Consider the following 19,701-nt stretch of genomic DNA (forward strand, 5'->3'; position numbering starts at 1 on the left):
GGGTTGGCGTGACCACGACGATCGACAAGGGCACCGCACCCGGGGCCCTGACCCACCTGGACGCGTTGGAAGCCGAGTCCGTGCACATCTTCCGCGAGGTCGCGGGCGAGTTCGAGAAGCCGGTGATCCTGTTCTCCGGCGGCAAGGACTCGATCGTGATGCTGCACCTGGCGCGCAAGGCCTTTTGGCCCGCGCCGGTCCCCTTCGCGCTCCTTCATGTCGATACCGGGCACAACTTCCCCGAGGTCATCGAGTATCGCGACCGCGTGGTGGCCGAGCACAACCTGCGGCTGCACGTGGCGAGCGTGCAGGAGTTCATCGACAACGGCCGGTTGCGCGAGCGCCCGGACGGCACCCGCAACCCGTTGCAGACCGTGCCGCTCCTGGACGCGATCGAGTCCAACCGCTTCGACGCGGTGTTCGGCGGCGGTCGGCGCGACGAGGAGAAGGCCCGGGCCAAGGAGCGGGTGTTCTCGCTGCGCGACGAGTTCGGCGCGTGGGACCCGCGCCGGCAGCGGCCCGAGCTGTGGCAGCTCTACAACGGCCGGCACCGCGTGGGCGAGCACGTGCGGGTGTTCCCGATCTCGAACTGGACCGAGCTGGACGTGTGGCAGTACATCGAGCGGGAGAAGATCGCGCTGCCGCGGATCTACTTCTCGCACGAGCGGGACGTCTTCGAGCGCAACGGGATGTGGCTCTCGCCCGGCGAGTGGGGCGGGCCGAAGGCCGACGAGGAGACGGTGCGGCGCGTGGTGCGCTACCGCACGGTCGGCGACATGAGCTGCACCGGCGCCGTCGACTCCCCCGCCACGACGGTGGCGGACGTGATCGCCGAGATCGCGGTGAGCAGGCTGACCGAACGGGGGGCCACGCGCGCGGACGACAAGATGTCCGAGGCCGCGATGGAAGACCGCAAGCGCGAGGGGTACTTCTAGCCATGAGTGGGACATCCGAGATTTCGCCGGACGCCGCGCCGTCCGCGGACGAGCGCGTGGGTCTGCTCCGGCTGGCCACCGCCGGCTCCGTCGACGACGGCAAGTCCACCCTGGTGGGTCGGCTCCTGCACGACTCCAAGTCGGTGCTCACCGACCAGTTGGAGGCGGTCACCCGGGTCAGCAACGAGCGCGGCCAGGAGGAGGCCGACCTCGCGCTGCTCACCGACGGGCTGCGGGCCGAGCGCGAGCAGGGCATCACCATCGACGTCGCCTACCGCTACTTCGCCACCGCCAGGCGCCGGTTCATCCTCGCCGACACACCGGGCCACGTGCAGTACACGCGCAACATGGTCACCGGCGCCTCCACCGCGGAGCTTGCCGTGGTGCTGGTGGACGCGCGCAACGGCGTGGTCGAGCAGACCCGCCGGCACGCGGCCGTCGCGGCGCTGCTGCGGGTGCCGCACGTGGTGCTCGCGGTGAACAAGATGGACCTGGTCGACTACAGCGAGGAGCGTTTCGCCGAGGTCGCGAACACGTTCACCGAGTACGCCGAGGCGCTCGGTGTGCCCGACGTGCGCTCGATCCCGGTCTCCGCGCTGCGCGGCGACAACGTGGTGGACCCCAGCTCGCACATGGACTGGTTCTCCGGGCCGACCCTGCTGGAGTACCTGGAGACGGTGCCGGTGGAGAGCGACCCGACGCTGGAACCGGCGCGCTTTCCGGTGCAGTACGTGCTGCGGCCGCAGTCGGACGACGAGTACCGCGACTACCGCGGCTATGCCGGCCAGGTCGCCTCCGGGGTGTTCCGCGAGGGCGACGAGGTCGTGGTGCTGCCGTCCGGACAGCGCACCTCGGTCGCGGGCATCGACCGGCTCGGTGTCTCGGTGCGCCAGGCCCGGCAGGGCGAGTCGATCACCCTGCGGCTGGCCGACGACGTGGACATCTCGCGCGGCGACCTGATCGCGCCGGTGGACTCGGCGCCGCGGCCCACCCAGGACGTCGAGGCCACCGTGTGCCACGTCGCCGACCGCCCGCTGCGGGCCGGCGACCGGGTCCTGCTCAAGCACACCACGCGCACGGTCAAGGCGATCGTCAAGGACATCGCCTACCGCCTGGACCTGAACGCCCCCATCGACGGCGTGCTGGGCCACGAGCGCCACCTGACCGAACTGCGCGCCAACGACATCGCGCGGGTCGTCCTGCGCACGGCGCAGCCGCTCGCGCTCGACGACTACGCCGTCGGTCGCCGTACCGGATCCTTCCTGTTGATCGACGAGGCCGACGGCTCGACGCTCACCGCCGGCATGGCCGGCGCCGCGTTCCCCGCGCCGGGTCGATGTCACGGCTGACTCGATCGCGGGTGTGACCACCCGCTTTTGACGCTCCGTCAGTTGTACCCAGACATCGTCCGCCGCCGTCCACCACACACGTCGTCCCGGCCCGCGCACAACGGCGCGGGCCCGAGGGAAGGTCCCCGCATGTCCGTTTTCAGGACAAACCGTCGTAGATCGATGCGTACCGGCTTCACCGCCGCCCTCCTTTTGCCGCTGCTCGCGATGTCCGCGTGCGGCTACGGCGAGGACAAGAAGGACGACAAGAAGAACACGCCGGCCGCGGGCGCGGCGCCGGCATCCGGTGGCGCGAAGGCGGGCACCTCGGCCTCGCAGATCCGCCTGGGCTTCTTCGCCAACGTCACCCACGCGACGCCGCTGATCGGTCTGAACGAGGGCTTCTTCGCCAAGGAGCTGGGGAGCACCGAGATCAAGCCGCAGGTGTTCAACGCCGGACCGGCCGCGATCGAGGCGCTCAAGGGCGGCTCGATCGACGCGACGTACATCGGACCGAACCCGTCCATCTCCGGCTTCACCAGCACCAACGGCGAGTTGTTGCGGATCGTGGCGGGCGCCACCTCCGGCGGCGCGTCGCTGGTGGTCAAGCCCGGCATCAACGGGCCGGCCGACCTCAAGGGCAAGAAGATCGCCTCGCCGCAGCTCGGCGGCACCCAGGACGTCGCGCTGCGTGCGTGGCTGACCAAGGCCGGCTACAGCGTGGACACCTCCGGCAAGGGCGACGTCAGCGTCGTGCCGACCGACAACGCGCAGACCCTGGCCGCGTTCCAGAAGGGCGACCTGGACGGCGCCTGGCTGCCCGAGCCGTGGGCCACCCGGCTGGTGCTGGAGGCCAACGCCAAGGTCCTGGTGGACGAGCGCACGCTGTGGCCCGACGGCAAGTTCGTCACCACCGACCTGATCGTGTCCACCAAGTTCCTCAAGGAGCACCCGGACACCATCGAGGCGCTGCTCAAGGGCCAGGTCGCGGCGAACGACTGGGCCGCGAGCAACCAGGACAAGGCCAAGACCGCGGTCAACGCGAAGATCGCCGAGTACGCCGGCAAGCCGCTCGCGCAGAATGTGCTCGACACGGCCTGGCCGAACATCTCGATCACCAACGACCCGCTCGCGGCCTCGCTGCAAAAGCTCTCCGACGACGGCGTCGCGGTCGGTGTGACCAAGAAGCTCGACATCCACGGCATCTATGACCTCACTCTGTTGAACAAGGTCCTGACCGCGAGCGGCAAGCCCGCGGTCTCCGACGGGGGCCTGGGCCCGAAGAAGTAGCGTTCGCGCCGCTTCGACCCGGGCGACCGTGCCCGACCGAGCCCTTCCCCGCCCGACGCGCCCACCGAGAGAGGTGATCCGGACATGACCCAGACCATCAGCGAGGCCACGACCAAGGCCACGACCCCTGTCGAGACCGGCTTCGCGGTCCGCCTTGACCAGGTCACCAAGATCTTCGGCCGAGGCGGCGGCACGCCCGTCCTGGACGGCATCGACCTGACCGTCGCCCCGGGCGAGTTCGTCTGCCTCCTGGGCGCGTCGGGCTGCGGGAAGTCCACCCTGCTCAACCTGATCGCCGACCTGGACCGGCCCACCTCGGGCACCATCGAGGTCTCCGGCGACCGCCCCGCGCTGATGTTCCAGGACCACGCGCTGTTCCCGTGGCTGACCGCGGGCAAGAACATCGAGCTGGCCCTGAAACTGCGCGGGGTCCCCCGCGACCAGCGGCGCGCCGAGACCGACGCGCTGCTGGAGCTGGTCCGGCTCGGCGGCGCGCACAAGAAGCGCGTGCACGAGTTGTCCGGCGGCATGCGCCAGCGGGTGGCGCTGGCCCGCGCGCTCGCGCAGGCCGGCGATCTGCTGCTGATGGACGAGCCGTTCGCCGCGCTGGACGCGATCACCCGCGACGTGCTGCACGACGAGCTGACCCGGATCTGGGCGGAGACCGGCCGCTCGGTGGTGTTCGTGACGCACAACGTCCGCGAGGCGGTGCGACTCGCCCAGCGGGTCGTGCTGATGTCCTCGCGCCCGGGTCGGATCGCCCGGGAGTGGAAGATCGACATTCCACAGCCGCGCCGGATCGAGTCCACCGGCGTGTCCGAGCTGTCCGTGGAGATCACCGACGAGTTGCGAGGGGAGATCCGCCGCCATGGCCGCGCCTGATCTGACGAAGTCCGTCCCCGAGATCGAGGCCGACGCCGGCAAGGCCCATGTCGAGGAGGACCTGGCCGGGCTCGAGGCCGGTCTGGACGCGCTGGAGAGCTACGAGAAGGAGCGCAAGCCGTTCTCCCGCGTCCTGCTGGAGAAGGTGCTCCCGCCGATCCTGGCGATCCTGCTGGTGTTGGCCGCCTGGCAGATCGCCTACTCGATGGAGATCAAGCCCCGCTACGCGCTGCCCAGCCCGCAGGACGTGTGGGACGCGTTCATGGTGCAGTGGAAGAAGGGCACCGTCTTCGACATCCTGTGGACGAGCCTGTCCCGGGGCATCCTGGGCTTTTTGATCGCGGTCGCGATCGGCACCCCGCTGGGCCTGATCGTGGCCCGGGTGAGCTGGATCCGGGCCGCGATCGGCCCGATCCTCTCCGGTCTCCAGTCGCTGCCCTCGGTGGCGTGGGTGCCGCCGGCGGTGATCTGGTTCGGACTGAACAACAGCGCCATCTACGCGGTCGTGCTGCTCGGGGCGGTGCCCTCGATCGCGAACGGCCTGGTGGCCGGGATCGATCAGATCCCGCCGCTGTACCTGCGCGCGGGCCGGGTGCTCGGCGCGCGCGGCCTCAACAGCGTGTGGCACGTCATGCTGCCCGCGTCACTGCCCGGCTACGTGGCCGGTCTCAAGCAGGGCTGGGCCTTCTCGTGGCGCTCGCTGATGGCCGCGGAGCTGATCGCCGCAGGGCCCGAACTGGGCTCGGGGCTGGGCCAATTGATGGACCAGGGACGAGACCTGGGCGACATGCCGATGATGTTGACGGCGGTGTTCATGATCCTGATCGTGGGCATCGGCATCGAGATGCTGGTCTTCACCCCCATCGAACGCCTCGTGCTGCGCCAGCGCGGCCTGGTCGCGGGGAAGTAGTCATGCGCCCCGCTCCCCCGCTCCTGGCCGTCGCGCACGGCAGCCGCGACCCTCGGCACGCCGAGGCGATGGCCGCCCTGGCCGGACGCGTTCGCGCGCTGCGGCCGGGGTTGCGGGTGGAGATCGGCTACCTGGACCACTGCGGCCCGCGGGTACCCGAGCGCCTGGACGAACTGGCCGACGCCGGCGCGGACGCGGTGGTCGCGGTGCCGCTGCTGTTCACCCCGGCGTTCCACGCCAAGCAGGACGTGCCCGACGTACTGCGACACACCCGCCTGACCGTGCGTCAGGCGGCCACACTGGCCCCCTCTCCGCTCCTGCTGGCCGCCCTGGACCTGCGCATGCGCGAGGCCGGGGTACGGCCGGGCGACGGCCGCTACGGCGTCGTCCTGGCCACCGCCGGTTCCACCGACCCGGAGGCGAACGCGGTGATCACCATCGTCGCGCGGGAGTGGCGGCGCACCGGTTGGTGCGCCGTGGTCCCCGCGTTCGCCTCCGTCCACCAGGGCTCCACGATCGGCGCCGCGGTCGCCGATCTGCGCGCTCTGGGCGCCGAGCGGATCGTCGTCGCGTCCTGCATGCTGGCGCCGGGCATCCTGCCTGACCGGATCCGCGAGCAGGCCGCGGCGGCGGGCGCCGACCCGATCACCGAGCCGGTCGCGGACACCGACGAGATCGCCCGTCTGGTGCTCGACCGCTACGACGCGGCGCTGCCGTCGCGATCCCGGCTCTCCGCCTGACCCGAGACCGGTACCATCACCGGCGTGATCGACTCGGTGGCCGGCGAACGTTCGGTACTCGTACGCGCGTGCGCGAAGGTCGGAGTGCCGTCCGCCGGCGCCACGTTGCTCGCCTTCGGCGAGAACGCGGTGTTCGCGCTGCCCGGTCCGGGCCTGGTGGTCCGGGTCGCGCGCGGGGCGCACATGGCCGAGCGGGCCCGCCGCGAGATCGCGGTCGCGTGCTGGCTCGCCGAACAGGACTTCCCCGCGGTGCGACCGGCGGCGGGCGTCGACCCGCAGCCGGTGTCGATCGACGGCCGTCCGGTCACCTTCTGGCAATTGCTCTCGCCGGCCGAGCGCGAGCCGGACATCGTCGACCTGGCCAAACTGCTCAAGAAGCTGCACGCGCTGCCCGCGCCGCCGTTCGCGCTGCCCGCCCGGGAGCCGCTCGCGCTCGTGGAGACCTGGCTGGACTCCGCGGACGCCGCGGTGGGGTTGGAGGATCGCCGCTTTCTGCTGGCCCGCCGCGACGCGCTTCAGGCGGCCTGCCGCGAGCTGACCCCGACGCTGCCGCGCGGCCTGATCCACGGCGACGCGCTGCTGCGCAACGTCGGCGTGCACGGCGGCCGGGCACTGCTGCTGGACTGGGAGACGGTCGCCCACGACCTGCGCGAGTTCGACCTGGTGCCCACCCCGTTGTCCGCGGTGCGCTACGGCCTGCCCGACGGCGCCGAGCGACGGTTCGCGAAGAAGTACGGCTTCGACGTCACCGACTGGCCCGGCTACCCGGTGCTGCGCGACACCCGCGAACTGGCCGCCACCGCCTGGGTCGCCCAGCACGTGCCCGGCAACCCGGCGGCGGAGGAGGAGTTCCACCACCGGGTCCGCACGCTGCGCACCGGCGACCTGGACGCCCGCTGGCACGCGTTCTGAGCGCCGCGGGCGCTCACGAGGTGCGCTTGCTGTCCGCCCACTGCTGCTCGAACTCTTCCTGGAACAACGGGTAGAGCCCGCGCACCGTGTCGCCCGCCGCGTCGGCGCGCAGCACGAAGGCGGGCGACTCGATCCCGCGCGCGTGCCGCAGGTACGGCTGGACCAGGCCGACGTCGCCGTCCACCAGGTAGGCGCCGAATCGAGGCGCCTCGTCGTACAGCCGGATCTCGATCCGCCTGGGCTCGCGCAGCTTCGAGCGGATCCGGCGCATGTGCAGGATGTTGAGCGTGGTCATCCGGGACAGCAGCCCCTTCTTGATGCCCTCGTCCCGCTCCCGCTGCTTCATCGCGTCGCCGGCCGGGTTCAGGAACAACAGCCGCATCTCGCAGCCGCTCGCGCCCAGCCGGGCGAGATCGCGCCCGGAGTAGTTCTGGCACAGCAGGTTCAGCGACACGCCCATCGCGTCGATCCCGCGCGCGCCGTCCACCAGGTCGGCGAACGGCAACCGGCGTTGCAGCGCCGAGCGGTCCTGGAAGACCCCGACCACGTCCGCGTAGCGCCCGGCGAACAGCTCCTCCACCGCGTCCAGCGCCAGCCTGCGGTCGCCCCGGTCGGCGAGCGGGCCGTCCAGCATCGCCAGCACCCGCAGGCACGCGCGTTCGACCTGGGCCAGCACATCCGGCGACAACACCCGGTTGCGGGCCACGATGTGCCGGCCGATCTCGACCTCTTCCAGGGCGCGTTCCAGCTTGCGCCGGTCGGGCAGGAACGGTTCGAAGCACCACCAGTTGCGCACCATCAGCTCGCGCAGTTGCGGCAGGGTCAGGAACGCGATCAGTTCGTCGTCGGCCGGGTCCACGATGTATCCGCGGCGGCGGCTCATCTCCCGTACCGCCTCGGCGCGTTCGACCCATTCGTTCTGCGCGTTGCCGGCCGCGGCCAGCACCCAGGCGCCGTCGTCGTGGGGGTGTTCGCCGGGGCCGTAGACCGGGATGAGCACCGCGCCGATCACCGCGCGCAGCCGCTGTTCGATCAGGTTCAGGTACACGTACGCCCGACCCGCCCGGCGGGCCCGCAGCAGCGCGCCGGCCCAGTCCTCCTCGGTCCAGGTGAGCGTCGCGGGGTCTATCCCGGGCATCGGGTCGGGCGGGCCGGAGCCGTCCAGGACGGCGGTGTCGACGATCGCGTGCCGGGGGCCGGGCAGCGCTCCCGGGTCGATCGCGAACGAGCCGGTGTCGGTGAGCCCGGCCGTCCCGGCCGAGGACTCGCCGTCGGGGTAGGGGGCGTACGGATCCGGGAAGGTGTCACCGCCGCCGCCCGGCAGCGGGCCGCCCAGGTCACCGAAGCCGGTCGTACTCGTCCCCTCCACAGGATTCTCGGTCGTCGAGGGTGGCGAGTCGGACTCCCGATCGGCCATCGCGTCCCATCCGTTCGTCGTCGAGCCGGAACCGAACGAGCGTATAGCGAAACCCGGGGGCCTCGGGGAGCCCGCGCGGGCCGGGTCGGATACCCCGTTCGAGTGATGGAGCCGCGCGGATTACCCGGATGGCGTAAGGCGATTGGGGGGACTCGACGCGCTCTGGCAACTTCTGCCCAGCGGCACGACGGCGTGCCGGAACAATTGCCGGACGGGAGAGGGTCTTCCCTCCACCTGTTCCGAGACGCAACCGGGACGGATCGACGGTCCGTCTCATGCGGCAGGAACCGTGGCACCCAGGAGGTCGTCATGTTGGCCACGAACAGCAGGATCCCGGCGGGACGAAACGGCGCCGAGGACGATTTCGCCAAGTACCGCGACGTGGTCGCGGACATCTTCGCCCACCACCGGCGGACCACCGTCGCGGGCACCAACGAGGCCGGATGCTCGTGCGGCGGCCCGTGGCCGTGCCGGGACGAGATGCTCGCGGCCGAACTGCTCGACTGGATCTGATCGTTCCGATCGAAACCGATCGCAGTCGACGGCGCGCACGACCACCGCCCCGGGCCGGAATTCCACCCGACCGGGGGACGCCGGAGCGGATCTCGCACATGGATCCGGTTCGGTACGGGAGACTGCAAGCTGCCGAAGCACGATCCGCGACAAAGCAGGTTGCTCATGCAGGTCTGGCCCGGTCATCCGTATCCGCTCGGCGCCACGTACGACGGCGCCGGCACCAACTTCGCGGTCTTCTCGGAGGCCGCCGAACGCGTCTGGTTGTGCCTTCTCGACGAAGACGGCACCGAGCGGCGTGTCGAGCTGCGCGAGGCCGACGCGTTCGTCCGGCACGCCTACCTGCCCGGGATCCAGCCCGGACAGCGGTACGGCTACCGCGTCCAGGGCCCGTTCGCCCCGGCCTCGGGGGCCCGGTGCAACCCGAACAAGCTGCTGCTCGACCCGTACGCGAAGGCGATGTGCGGCGAGGTGCACTGGCACGAGTCGATGTACGGCTACTCGTTCGAGCACCCGGACCTGATGAGCACCACCGACTCCGGGCCGCACACGATGGCCTCGGTGGTGATCAACCCGTACTTCGACTGGGGTGACGACCGGCCGCCACGCACCGAGTACCACGACACGGTGATCTACGAGGCGCACGTGCGCGGGCTGACCCGCACCCATCCGGGGCTGCCCGAGGAGATTCGCGGCACCTACGCGGGCATGGCGCACCCGGCGGTGATCGAGCACCTGGTGAGCCTGGGCGTGACCGCGATCGAGCTGATGCCGGTACACCAGTTCGTCCAGGACCACCGGCTGTCCGACCTGGGCATGCGCAACTACTGGGGCTACAACACGATCGGCTTCTTCGCGCCGCACGCGGCCTACTCGTCCACGGGCGAACGCGGGCAGCAGGTGCAGGAGTTCCGCTCGATGGTCAAGGCGCTGCACGCGGCGGGCATCGAGGTGATCCTCGACGTGGTCTACAACCACACCGCCGAGGGCAACCACCTCGGTCCCACACTGTCCTTCCGCGGCCTGGACAACGCCTCCTACTACCGGCTCGCCGACGACAAGCGCTACTACCTGGACACCACCGGCACCGGCAACAGCCTTCTGATGCGCAGTCCGCACGTGCTCCAGTTGATCATGGACTCGCTGCGCTACTGGGTCACCGACATGCATGTCGACGGCTTCCGCTTCGACCTCGCGGCCACCCTGGCCCGGCAGTTCCACGAGGTGGACCGGCTGTCCTCGTTCTTCGACCTGGTCCAGCAGGACCCGGTGGTGTCCCAGGTCAAGCTGATCGCCGAGCCGTGGGACCTGGGCGAGGGCGGCTACCAGGTGGGCAACTTTCCGCCGCTGTGGACCGAGTGGAACGGCAAGTACCGGGATACCGTGCGCGACTTCTGGCGCGGCGAGGAGCGCACGCTGGCCGAGTTCGGCTCGCGGCTGACCGGCTCCTCCGACCTGTACCAGGACGACGGCCGGCGGCCGATCGCCTCGATCAACTTCGTCACCTGCCACGACGGCTTCACGCTGCACGACCTGGTGTCCTACAACGACAAGCACAACGCGGCCAACCGTGAGGACAACCGGGACGGCGAGAGCCACAACCGCTCCTGGAACCACGGCGTCGAGGGCGAGACGGACGATCCGGACGTGCTCGCGCTGCGGGCCCGCCAGCAGCGCAACTTCATCGCCACCGTGCTGCTGTCCCAGGGCGTGCCGATGATCGCGCACGGCGACGAGTTCGGCCGCACCCAGCGGGGCAACAACAACGTCTACTGCCAGGACAACGAACTCGCGTGGGTGAAGTGGCCACAGGGCGAGGAGCCCGACCAACTGGAGTTCATGCGGATGATGACCCGGCTGCGGGCAGAGCATCCGGTGTTCCGGCGCCGGCGCTTCTTCCACGGCAGGTCGGTCCAGGGCACCCACGACGAACTCACCGACATCGCGTGGTTCACGCCCACGGGCGAGGAGATGTCCGACGGCGACTGGTGGGCGGCGGCGGCCAAGTCCGTCGCGGTCTTCCTCAACGGCAACGCCATCTCCGAGCCCGACCCGCGCGGTCAGAAGATCACCGACGACTCGTTCCTGCTCCTGTTCAACGCCTCGCACGAGGCCGAGGAGTTCACCATCCCCGACGGCCTGGGCAAGACCTGGACGGTCGTGGTCGACACCGCCGACGACAAGACCACGATGCACGAGCCCAAGACCCGCGCGACCGTCGACGGCGGCTCCTGCCAATCGGTCGAGGCCCGCTCACTGGTGGTGCTGCAACGGCCCTGACCGGGCGTGCGCCTACGCACCGGTGCCCCCGGCGCTCGACCGGGGGCACGGCTCGTCGAGCCGGCGCGTCGCCCCCGCCGCCCGAGCCCGCCGACGCGCGTCCGATCAGGTTTCACCACCCCGGCGGGTGGTAGCCCGTGGTCCTCCGGGGAAGCTTGTCCGCATGACCTCGTCGCCTTCGCGTGTCCCCACCGGCACCTACCGGCTGCAACTGCAACCCGCCTTCGGGTTCGCCGACGCCGCCGCCGCCGTGCCCTACATCGCCTCGCTCGGGGTGAGCCACCTGCACCTGTCACCCATCCTGCAGGCGGTGCCCGGGTCCACCCACGGCTACGACGTCGTCGACCACTCGCGCGTGTCCGCCGACCTGGGCGGCGAGGACGGCCTGCGCGAGCTCGCCGCCTCGGCCGCCGCGCACGGCCTGGGCATCGTGGTGGACATCGTGCCCAACCACATGGCGGTGCCCACGCCCGAGTCGCTCAACAGGCCGCTGTGGGAGACCCTGCGGGACGGGCCGGACTCGCCCTACGCCCGCTGGTTCGACATCGACTGGACGCGGCACGACGGCCGGGTCCTGCTGCCCGTGCTCGGCGGACCCGTCGAGGAGGTCGCCGACGAGCTGATCGTGGACGGCGACGTGCTGCGCTACCACGACCACGAGTTCCCGCTCCGGGCCGGCACCGACAAGCTCGCGCTCGAGGAGCTGCTCGCCGCGCAACACTTCGAACTCGCGCACTGGCGGCGCGCGGACACCGAGCTCAACTACCGCCGGTTCTTCACCATCGCGGGCCTGATCGGGCTGCGCCAGGAGGACGACGAGGTCTTCTCGGCCACCCACGAGACCATCCTGCGGCTGCTCAACGAGGGCCTGGTGCACGGCCTGCGGATCGACCACCCGGACGGGCTCGCCGACCCGCGCGCGTACCTGGACCGGCTGCGCGCCGCCGCGCCGAACGCGTGGATCGTGGTGGAGAAGATCCTCGCCGACGAGGAGCGGCTCGCCGCCGACTGGGCCTGCGACGGCACCACCGGCTACGACGCGCTGCGCCGGGTGGACTCCCTGTTCACCGACCCCGAGGGCGCCGAGCCGCTGCGCGCACTGCACCGCGAGCAGACCGGCGTCCGTGAGGGCTTCGACTATCTCGCCCAGGAGGCCAAGGCCGAGGTGCTCGACGGTGGGCTTGCCACCGAGTTCGCCCGACTGCGACGGGCCCTGGACCGACTCGAACCGATCGCCGGCGCCGGTGACATCGGCCGCGCGCTGCCGCCGCTGCTGGCCGCGTTCCCCACCTACCGCCCCTACCCCGGCGGCGGCCCCGAATCGATCGCGGCGATGGCACGCGCCCTCACCGGCGTCCCCGGGCAGGTCTCCGAAGCGGCCCGGGAGATCGCCGAACTCGCGCTCGCCGACGGAGAGTTCGGCACCCGCTTCGGCCAGGTGGCGACGGCGCTCGCGGCCAAGGGCGTCGAGGACCGCGCGTTCTACCGTTGGTACGGCCTGACTTCGCTGAACGAGGTCGGCGGCGCACCGGACTCGATCGGCCTGGACATCGCCGGCTTCCACGCCGCGTGCGCGCGGATGTCGCCGACCACGATGACCACGCTGAGCACCCACGACACCAAGCGCAGCGAGGACGTGCGGGCCCGACTCACGGTGCTGGCCGAGGTGCCCGAGGACTGGGCCGAGCGGGTGCACACGTGGAACGACTGGTCCCGGCCGCACCGCTCCGAGTTCCGCTTCGGGCCGGACGGCTACGACACCTACCTGCTGTGGCAGACCCTGGTCGGCGCGTGGCCGCTGAGCCCCGACCGGGCCGTCGCCTACCTGCGCAAGGCGATGCGCGAGGCGGCCCGGGCCACCACCTGGACCGACCCGAACCCCGACTACGAACAGGCGAGCGAGGCGTTCGTGCGCGCCGTCCTGGCGGACGAGGAACTCACCGCCGACATCGCCGAGTTCGTCACCGACCTGGACCGTCCCGCACGCACCGTCTCGCTCGGTGCCAAGCTGGTCCAGCTCACCATGCCGGGCGTGCCGGACGTCTACCAGGGCGGCGAACTGGCGCTGTACACCCTGGTCGACCCGGACAACCGGGCCCCGGTCGACTTCGGCCGCGAGCACGGCCCGCTGGACGCGCTCAAGTTCAAGGTCACCTCGGCCGCGCTGCGGCTGCGGCGCGAGCATCCGACCTGGTTCGCCGGCGCCTACGAGCCGCTGCTCGCGCGCGGCAAGGAGGCCGACTACGCGATCGCGTTCGTGCGCGGCGGCGAGGCGATCACCGTGGCGACCCGACTGCCGGCCGGTCTCGCGGCCAAGGGCGGCTGGGGCGGCGCGCTGCTCCCGCTGCCGCCGGGCCGCTGGGTCGACGCGCTCACCGGCGACACGTACACCGGCCAGGCCCGGCTGCGGCACATCCTGGAGAACCTGCCGGTGGCCCTGCTCACCCGCGGCTGACCCGGCCGCCCCCGCTCACGCACGTTCGCATCCGCCGCCACCCGTCGCCACGTTCGCCCGCACGTTCCCGGAAAGGACACAACCATCGTGGTCAGGTTCGAGGTCTGGGCTCCGAAAGCGTCGTCCCTCGACGTCGTCGTCGACGGCCGGCGCAAGCCGATGCGGGACGCGAACCGGCCCGGGTGGTGGCAGGCGGACGTGCCGGCCGCGGTCCACGGGAGCGACTACGCGTTCGTGATCGACGGCAGCACACCGCTGCCCGACCCGCGCTCGCCGTGGCAACCACAGGGTCCGGACGGCCCGAGCCGGGTGGTGGACCACGCCGCGTACGCGTGGGCCGATCAGTCCTGGACCGGCCGGCCGCTGCCCGGCGCGGTGGTCTACGAGCTGCACATCGGCACCTTCACCGTCGAGGGCACCTTCGCGGCGGCGATCGAGCGGCTGGAGCACCTGGTCGACCTGGGCGTCACGCACGTCGAGGTGATGCCGGTGTCCGCCTTCCCGGGCAAGGCCGGGTGGGGCTACGACGGCGTGTGCCCCTGGGCGGTGCACGAACCCTACGGCGGTCCGGAGGGCCTCAAACGCTTCGTGGACGCCTGCCACGGGCACGGCCTGGGCGTGATCCTGGACGTGGTGCACAACCACCTGGGGCCGTCCGGGAACCACCTGCCGCGCTTCGGGCCCTACTTCACCGACCGCTACAAGACGCCGTGGGGCTGGGCGGTCAACCTGGACGGCCCCGGCTCCGACGAGGTGCGCGCCTACCTGGTCGCCAGCGCGCTGATGTGGCTGCGCGACTACCACGTGGACGGGCTGCGGCTGGACGCGGTGCACGCGCTGGCGGACAACCGCGCGGTGCCCTTCCTCGAGGAGTTGTCCGAGGCGGTGGACAAGCTCGCCGCCTCGACCGGCCGGCCGCTGTTCCTGATCGCCGAGTCGGACCTGAACGACCCGCGCGTGGTCACCCCGCGCGAGAGCGGCGGGATGGGCGTCCAGGCCCAGTGGAGCGACGATTTCCACCACGCCCTGCACTCCCTGCTCACCGGTGAACGGCAGGGCTATTACGGCGACTTCGGGTCGATGGGCACGCTCGCCAAGACGCTCACCCGGGTCTGGCTGCACGACGGCACGTGGTCCTCGTTCCGCGAGCGCACGCACGGCCGCCCGGTGCCGACCTCGCGGATGCCCGCGTACCGCTTCCTGGGCTACCTGCAAACCCACGACCAGGTCGGCAACCGGGCCACCGGCGACCGGATCTCGGCCACGCTGCCGCCGGCGCTGCTGGCCGCGGGCGCGGCCCTGGTGCTGACCTCGCCGTTCACCCCGATGTTGTTCATGGGCGAGGAATGGGGCGCATCCACGCCGTGGCAGTACTTCACCGACCACACCGATCCCGCGCTGGCGGAGGCAGTGCGGGGCGGACGCCGCGCCGAGTTCGCCTCGCACGGCTGGGACGCCACGCAGATCCCGGACCCGCAGTCGCCGCAGACCGTGCGCGACTCGTGTCTGGACTGGGACGAGCGCGAGCGCGCCCCGCACGCGGCGCTGCTGGCCTGGTACAAGCGGTTGATCGCGCTGCGCCGGGAGTGGGAGAACCTGACCGATCCGGACCTGACCCGGGTGCAGGTCACCTTCGAGGAGACCGCCGGCTGGCTGATGGTGCACCGGGGCGCGTTCCGTACGGCGGTCAATCTCGCCGAGCAGCCCGCGACGCTGCCGATGGGCACCGGCGCGGCCGAGATCGTCGCGGCGTGGGACGACCGCGCGGAGATCCGCCGGGGCCTGGTCGGCACCACGCTGCGCCTGCCCGCGACCTCGGTCGCGGTGGTGCGTGTGGGGTCACGCTAGAACCGTCGGCGTGCGCGCGGGTCGTCCCGGATCCGATCCGACCCGCGCGCGATCGTGCTCACGTGTCGAGCAGCCGCTTACGCTCCGCCTCGACGTCGAAGGTGCCCGGCGGATACTGCGGGTCCACCTCGGTGAGGTGCTCCAGCAGCAGCCGGCTGATCGCCCAGTTGCGGTACCACTTGCGATCCGAGGGCACCACGTACCAGGGAGCCGCGTCGAGGTCGCACCTCTCCAGCGCCGCTTCGTAGGCCGCTTGGTACTGCGGCCACACCGCGCGCTCGTCGATGTCCGCCGGGTTGAACTTCCAGTGCTTGTCCGGGTTGTCCAGCCGCGCGAGCAGGCGCTCCTTCTGCTCCTGGGGCGAGATGTGCAGGAAGACCTTGACCACGGTCACCTCGTCCTTGGCCAGCCCCTGCTCGAACCGGTTGATCGCGCCGTAGCGGCGCGCCCACACCTGGCGCGGGACCAGGTTGCGCACTCGCGCGATCAGCACGTCCTCGTAGTGCGAGCGGTCGAACACGCCGATCAGGCCGGGTCCCGGCAGGTTGTTGCGGATCCGCCACAGGAACGGGTGCCCGAGCTCCTCCTCGGTGGGCGCCTTGAACGCGTGGATGTGGCAGCCCGACGGGTTGAACTGACCGATCACGTGCTTGACCGTGCCGCCCTTGCCGGAGGTGTCCATGCCCTGGACCACCAGCAGCACCCGGCGCCGCGCACCACCGGCCACCGCCTGCGCGTACAACTTCTCCTGGAGTTCGGCCAGTCGCGGGCCCATCGCGGCGATGTCGGCGACCGCGTCCGCCTTGTCGCCGGCGAAGGCCGGGGTCGCGCGCGGGTCGATCGTGCTCAGGTCGACCGGGCCGCCGGTCGGGCGCAGCGCGGCCCGGACGGACGGTACGTCGCTCCGGGGGCGAGGGATGTCGGCGGGCCGCTCGGCGACGACCCGGAGCCGGGGCGGCTCGGCCACGGGCTGGGCCGCCGGCTCGACGGCGTCCGCGGCTTCGGCCCGCTCCTCGACGAGCGTCTCGAGTTCCAGCGTCTCGAGTTCGACCGATTCGAGCCCGACCACCTCCAGGCCACCACCCGCTTCGAGGTCACCGGTTTCGAGCCCACCGGTTTCGAGCCCACCCGTGGGGAAGCCGAGTGCCTCGGCGGCGGCGCGCTCGGCCTCGGCCCGCTCGGCCGCCTGCTTGGCGGCCTTCTTCGCGCGCTTCTTGGCCACCTTCGCGGCCTCGGCCGCTTCGGCCGCCTCGCGCTCGGCTGCGGCCTCCCGGGCCTTGGCGGCCTTCTTGGCCGCCTTGCGCGCCGCCCTGGCCTGCTCGGCGAGGCGCTCCCGCTCGGCCTTCAGCGCCTTCTCGGCCTTGGTGACCTTTACAGCCTTCTCGGGCTTCTCGGGCTTCGACACCTCGGCGGTCTTGGCGGCCTTGGCGGCAGCCTTGGCCGCCTTCGCGGCGGCCTTGTCCCGCGGCGCCTCGCCCAGGCCCACCGGGGCGTGCCTCTTCGAGTCCCGGTCGGCCCTGCCTGCACTCTTGCGTTCGGCCTTCTTCGCCATGCGCTGCCTCCGCGTCGTCGGGACCCGGCTCCGATGATGCCTCACCCGCATACCGGTCGCCCACGGACAACACCCGCGCGACGCACGGCCGACCCCGGACCCCGCACGGCCGCTCCGGTCAGTGCGTCGGGACGCGACCCGCGCCGTCGCGCGCCATCGCCACCAGGCGCGATACCGCGCGCAGGTACTTCTTGCGATAGCCGCCGGCCAGCATCTCCTCGGTGAACAGCTCGTCGAACGGCACGCCCGAGGCGACGATCGGCAGTTCCCGGTCGTACATCCGGTCCGCGAGCACCACCAGGCGCAGCGCGGTCGCCTGGTCCCCGACCGGGCGCACACCACGCCAGAAGATCCCGGTGACGCCGTCGAGCATCGCGCCGTAGCGGCTGGGGTGCACGCCGGCCAGGTGGGCGAGCAGGTCGGGGAAGTCGTCGAGCGCGGCGCCGTCGGGCGCGGCCTCGGCGGACTCACCGACCACGTCGTCCTCGACCGGCGTCGGCGCGGCGGGCAGGCCGCGGTGCCGGTAGTCCTCGCCGTCGATGCGCAGCGCCTCGAAGCGCGCGGACAGTTTCTGTATCTCGCGCATGAAGTCCTGCGCGGCGAATCGCCCCTCGCCGAGCTTGTCCGGCAGCGTGTTCGAGGTCGCGGCCAGCTTGACCCCCGCGTCGGCCAGCTTGCCGAGCAGCGTGGAGACCAGGACGGTGTCGCCCGGGTCGTCCAGCTCGAACTCGTCGATGCACAACAACCGGTGTCCGGACAGCGCCTCGACGGTGTGCCGGAAGCCCAGCGCGCCGACCAGGTTGGTCAGCTCGACGAACGTGCACAGCGACTTGGGCCCGGGGGCGGCGTGCCACAGCGACGCGAGCAGGTGCGTCTTGCCGACGCCGTAGCCGCCGTCGAGATAGATCCCGCTCGGTCCGGCCGCGGGCTCGCGGCGGAACCAGCGCCGCTTCCCGTTCCCGCCGTCGCCGTTGAGCTCGGCGGCGAACCGCTCCAGGCGCACCACGGCCGCGGCCTGCCCGGGCTGGTTCGGATCGGGGATGTAGGTATCGAAGCGCACGTCGCCGAAGCGCGGCGGCGGAACCATCTCGGCGACGAGACGGTCGGCGGGGACGCTGGGCTGACGCCGGGTGAGCGACACGACGTGGGGCACGGACACGATCATCAAGCCTACGACCCGTGCAAAACTCGGTCGCATGCGCCGTCTCCTTCCCGTGCCCAGCGCCCCCGCCGAGCCCGACGTCGACCTCGTCGAGGCGTACGCCTATCCCCCCGGTCGAACCTGGCTGCGGGCGAACATGGTGGCCAGCCTGGACGGCGCCGCGCAGGCCCCCGACGGCCTGTCGGCGGGGTTGTCCTCACCGGCGGACAAGCGCGTGTTCGGCGTGCTGCGCGGCCTGGCCGACGTGATCGTGGTGGGCGCGTCCACGGTGCGCAACGAGGGCTACCGGCCGCCGAAGCCCAAGCCCGCCTACGCCGCCGCGCGCGCCGCCGCCGGGCAGCTCCCGGCACCGGTGATCGCGATCGTCTCGCGCAGCCTGGCCATCGACTTCACCACCCCGCTGTTCACCGAGGCGATCACCCCGACCATCGTGATCACCTGCGAGAACGCCCGCCCGGAGGGCCTGGCGGCGGCGGCCGAGTACGGCGACGTGCTCCGGGCCGGGCGGGACCGGGTGGACTTCCCGAGCGCCCTGGACGCGCTGGCGGCACGCGGACTGACCCGGCAGCTCACCGAGGGCGGACCGCACGTACTGGCCCAGATCGCCGCGTGCGGTCGGCTGGACGAGCTGTGCCTGACCGTGAGCCCGCTGCTGACCGCGGGCCCCGCCGATCGCATCCTGGCGGGCCCCGGCCTGACCGGCGCGATGTCGATGCGCCCGATCTCGCTGCTGGAGGAGGACGGGTCGCTGTTCGCCCGCTACGTCCGCCCCTGAGCGATCGTCCCCGCGCGATCCCGAGCGCTTCCGAGCGCTTCCGAGCGCTTCCGAGCGCATCCGAGCGGTCGCCGAATGGTCGCCGGACGGTCGTCGATCCGGAGAGTGGGAGGGTGGTCCCCCGGGCAGACGGGGCTCAGACACCGGCCCGGCGGCCGGCTCACGTGGATCAAGGGAGTGTTGCGTGTACACGATCGTGCTGCTCGTCGAAAAGGTCCTGAACGAGGCGGACGTCAAGTTCGTCACCAGCCTGCACGAGGGCGTCGAGACCTCCTTCGTGGTGGTCCTGCCCGGCAAGGCCGACCATCGCAAGCTGCTCCAGGCGCTGGACGACGTGGCCCTGGTCCGGCTGGACGAGGCCGCGGAGGACATCGAGGACCGGCCCGGCCCGGACGACGGCGCGGACGCGGCCCGGCGCACCCTGGAGGCGAGCGTGGCGGCGCTGCGCGCGTTCGGCGCGAACGCGGTCGGCGAGACCACCCCCGGGCGCGACCCGCTGGACACGCTCAAGCAGATCGTCGAGCGGCACGACGCCGACGAGGTGATCGTGCTCACCGACCCGCACTTCATCGAAGAGGTCTTCCATCGCGATTGGGCCTCGCGGGCCCGGCAGAACGTGGGTGTCCCGGTGCTCAAGCTCTTCGCACACGATCTGGGCTGACACAATCGCGGGGAGCCCGCGCCGAACCGCCCGGGTCCCAC

General features: G+C 71.6%; 16 protein-coding genes. 13 read left to right on the forward strand and 3 right to left on the reverse strand.

What is annotated here, in order from left to right:
- The first annotated feature begins 8 nt into the window (after positions 1-8).
- From cysD to ACIBSV_RS06065, 7 genes are all read left to right on the forward strand, one after another.
- Positions 9-935 (forward strand): sulfate adenylyltransferase subunit CysD, encoded by a 927-nt coding sequence (gene cysD, locus ACIBSV_RS06035; protein ID WP_395859759.1) that lies wholly within the window; start codon positions 9-11, stop codon positions 933-935.
- A gap of 2 nt (positions 936-937) precedes the next feature.
- On the forward strand, positions 938-2,284 hold the full coding sequence (locus tag ACIBSV_RS06040; protein ID WP_395859760.1) for a sulfate adenylyltransferase subunit 1: 1,347 nt from the start codon (positions 938-940) through the stop codon (positions 2,282-2,284).
- Between the two features lie 162 nt (positions 2,285-2,446).
- A complete protein-coding gene (locus tag ACIBSV_RS06045; protein WP_395859761.1) occupies positions 2,447-3,553 on the forward strand; it encodes an ABC transporter substrate-binding protein in 1,107 nt (368 codons plus the stop codon).
- Positions 3,554-3,637: 84 nt separating this feature from the next.
- A complete protein-coding gene (locus ACIBSV_RS06050) occupies positions 3,638-4,435 on the forward strand; it encodes an ABC transporter ATP-binding protein (protein WP_395859762.1) in 798 nt (265 codons plus the stop codon).
- Positions 4,422-5,345: an ABC transporter permease gene (locus ACIBSV_RS06055; protein ID WP_395859763.1), complete on the forward strand. Its 924-nt coding sequence runs from the start codon at positions 4,422-4,424 to the stop codon at positions 5,343-5,345. The genes ACIBSV_RS06050 and ACIBSV_RS06055 overlap by 14 nt, the downstream gene beginning before the upstream one ends.
- A 2-nt stretch (positions 5,346-5,347) precedes the next feature.
- A complete protein-coding gene (locus ACIBSV_RS06060) occupies positions 5,348-6,085 on the forward strand; it encodes a sirohydrochlorin chelatase (RefSeq protein WP_395859764.1) in 738 nt (245 codons plus the stop codon).
- A gap of 24 nt (positions 6,086-6,109) precedes the next feature.
- A complete protein-coding gene (locus tag ACIBSV_RS06065) occupies positions 6,110-6,997 on the forward strand; it encodes a phosphotransferase enzyme family protein (protein ID WP_395859765.1) in 888 nt (295 codons plus the stop codon).
- A 13-nt stretch (positions 6,998-7,010) separates the two neighbouring features.
- Here the strand turns inward: ACIBSV_RS06065 and ACIBSV_RS06070 are convergent, their stop codons facing one another.
- Positions 7,011-8,135 carry an SAV2148 family HEPN domain-containing protein gene (locus ACIBSV_RS06070; protein ID WP_395859921.1) on the reverse strand — a complete coding sequence of 375 codons (1,125 nt, stop codon included), beginning with the start codon at positions 8,133-8,135 and terminating at the stop codon, positions 7,011-7,013.
- Positions 8,136-8,723: 588 nt separating this feature from the next.
- Between ACIBSV_RS06070 and ACIBSV_RS06075 the strand changes: the two genes are divergently transcribed.
- The 4 genes from ACIBSV_RS06075 to treZ all read left to right on the forward strand — a co-directional run bounded on the left by ACIBSV_RS06075 (position 8,724) and on the right by treZ (position 15,510).
- On the forward strand, positions 8,724-8,927 hold the full coding sequence (locus ACIBSV_RS06075) for a hypothetical protein (RefSeq protein WP_395859766.1): 204 nt from the start codon (positions 8,724-8,726) through the stop codon (positions 8,925-8,927).
- 165 nt (positions 8,928-9,092) lie between these two features.
- Positions 9,093-11,207, forward strand: coding sequence for a glycogen debranching protein GlgX (gene glgX / locus ACIBSV_RS06080; RefSeq protein ID WP_395859767.1), 2,115 nt, complete (start codon positions 9,093-9,095; stop codon positions 11,205-11,207).
- A gap of 163 nt (positions 11,208-11,370) precedes the next feature.
- Positions 11,371-13,662 carry a malto-oligosyltrehalose synthase gene (gene treY / locus ACIBSV_RS06085; RefSeq protein WP_395859768.1) on the forward strand — a complete coding sequence of 764 codons (2,292 nt, stop codon included), beginning with the start codon at positions 11,371-11,373 and terminating at the stop codon, positions 13,660-13,662.
- A gap of 87 nt (positions 13,663-13,749) precedes the next feature.
- Positions 13,750-15,510 (forward strand): malto-oligosyltrehalose trehalohydrolase, encoded by a 1,761-nt coding sequence (gene treZ / locus ACIBSV_RS06090; protein ID WP_395859769.1) that lies wholly within the window; start codon positions 13,750-13,752, stop codon positions 15,508-15,510.
- Between the two features lie 58 nt (positions 15,511-15,568).
- Here treZ and ACIBSV_RS06095 read toward each other — a convergent pair whose 3' ends face one another.
- Entirely contained in the window at positions 15,569-16,429 is an 861-nt protein-coding gene (locus ACIBSV_RS06095; RefSeq protein ID WP_395859923.1) for a PPK2 family polyphosphate kinase, read from the reverse strand.
- Between the two features lie 751 nt (positions 16,430-17,180).
- A complete protein-coding gene (zapE, locus tag ACIBSV_RS06100) occupies positions 17,181-18,227 on the reverse strand; it encodes a cell division protein ZapE (RefSeq protein ID WP_395859925.1) in 1,047 nt (348 codons plus the stop codon).
- Between the two features lie 31 nt (positions 18,228-18,258).
- Between zapE and ACIBSV_RS06105 the strand changes: the two genes are divergently transcribed.
- Positions 18,259-18,999, forward strand: a complete 741-nt coding sequence (locus ACIBSV_RS06105; protein ID WP_395859770.1) for a pyrimidine reductase family protein — start codon at positions 18,259-18,261, stop codon at positions 18,997-18,999.
- 184 nt (positions 19,000-19,183) lie between these two features.
- Positions 19,184-19,660, forward strand: coding sequence for an indole-3-glycerol phosphate synthase (locus tag ACIBSV_RS06110; protein WP_395859771.1), 477 nt, complete (start codon positions 19,184-19,186; stop codon positions 19,658-19,660).
- Positions 19,661-19,701 lie beyond the last annotated feature (41 nt).

The organism is Embleya sp. NPDC050154, from assembly GCF_044460165.1.
Classification (GTDB): Bacteria; Actinomycetota; Actinomycetes; order Streptomycetales; family Streptomycetaceae; genus Embleya.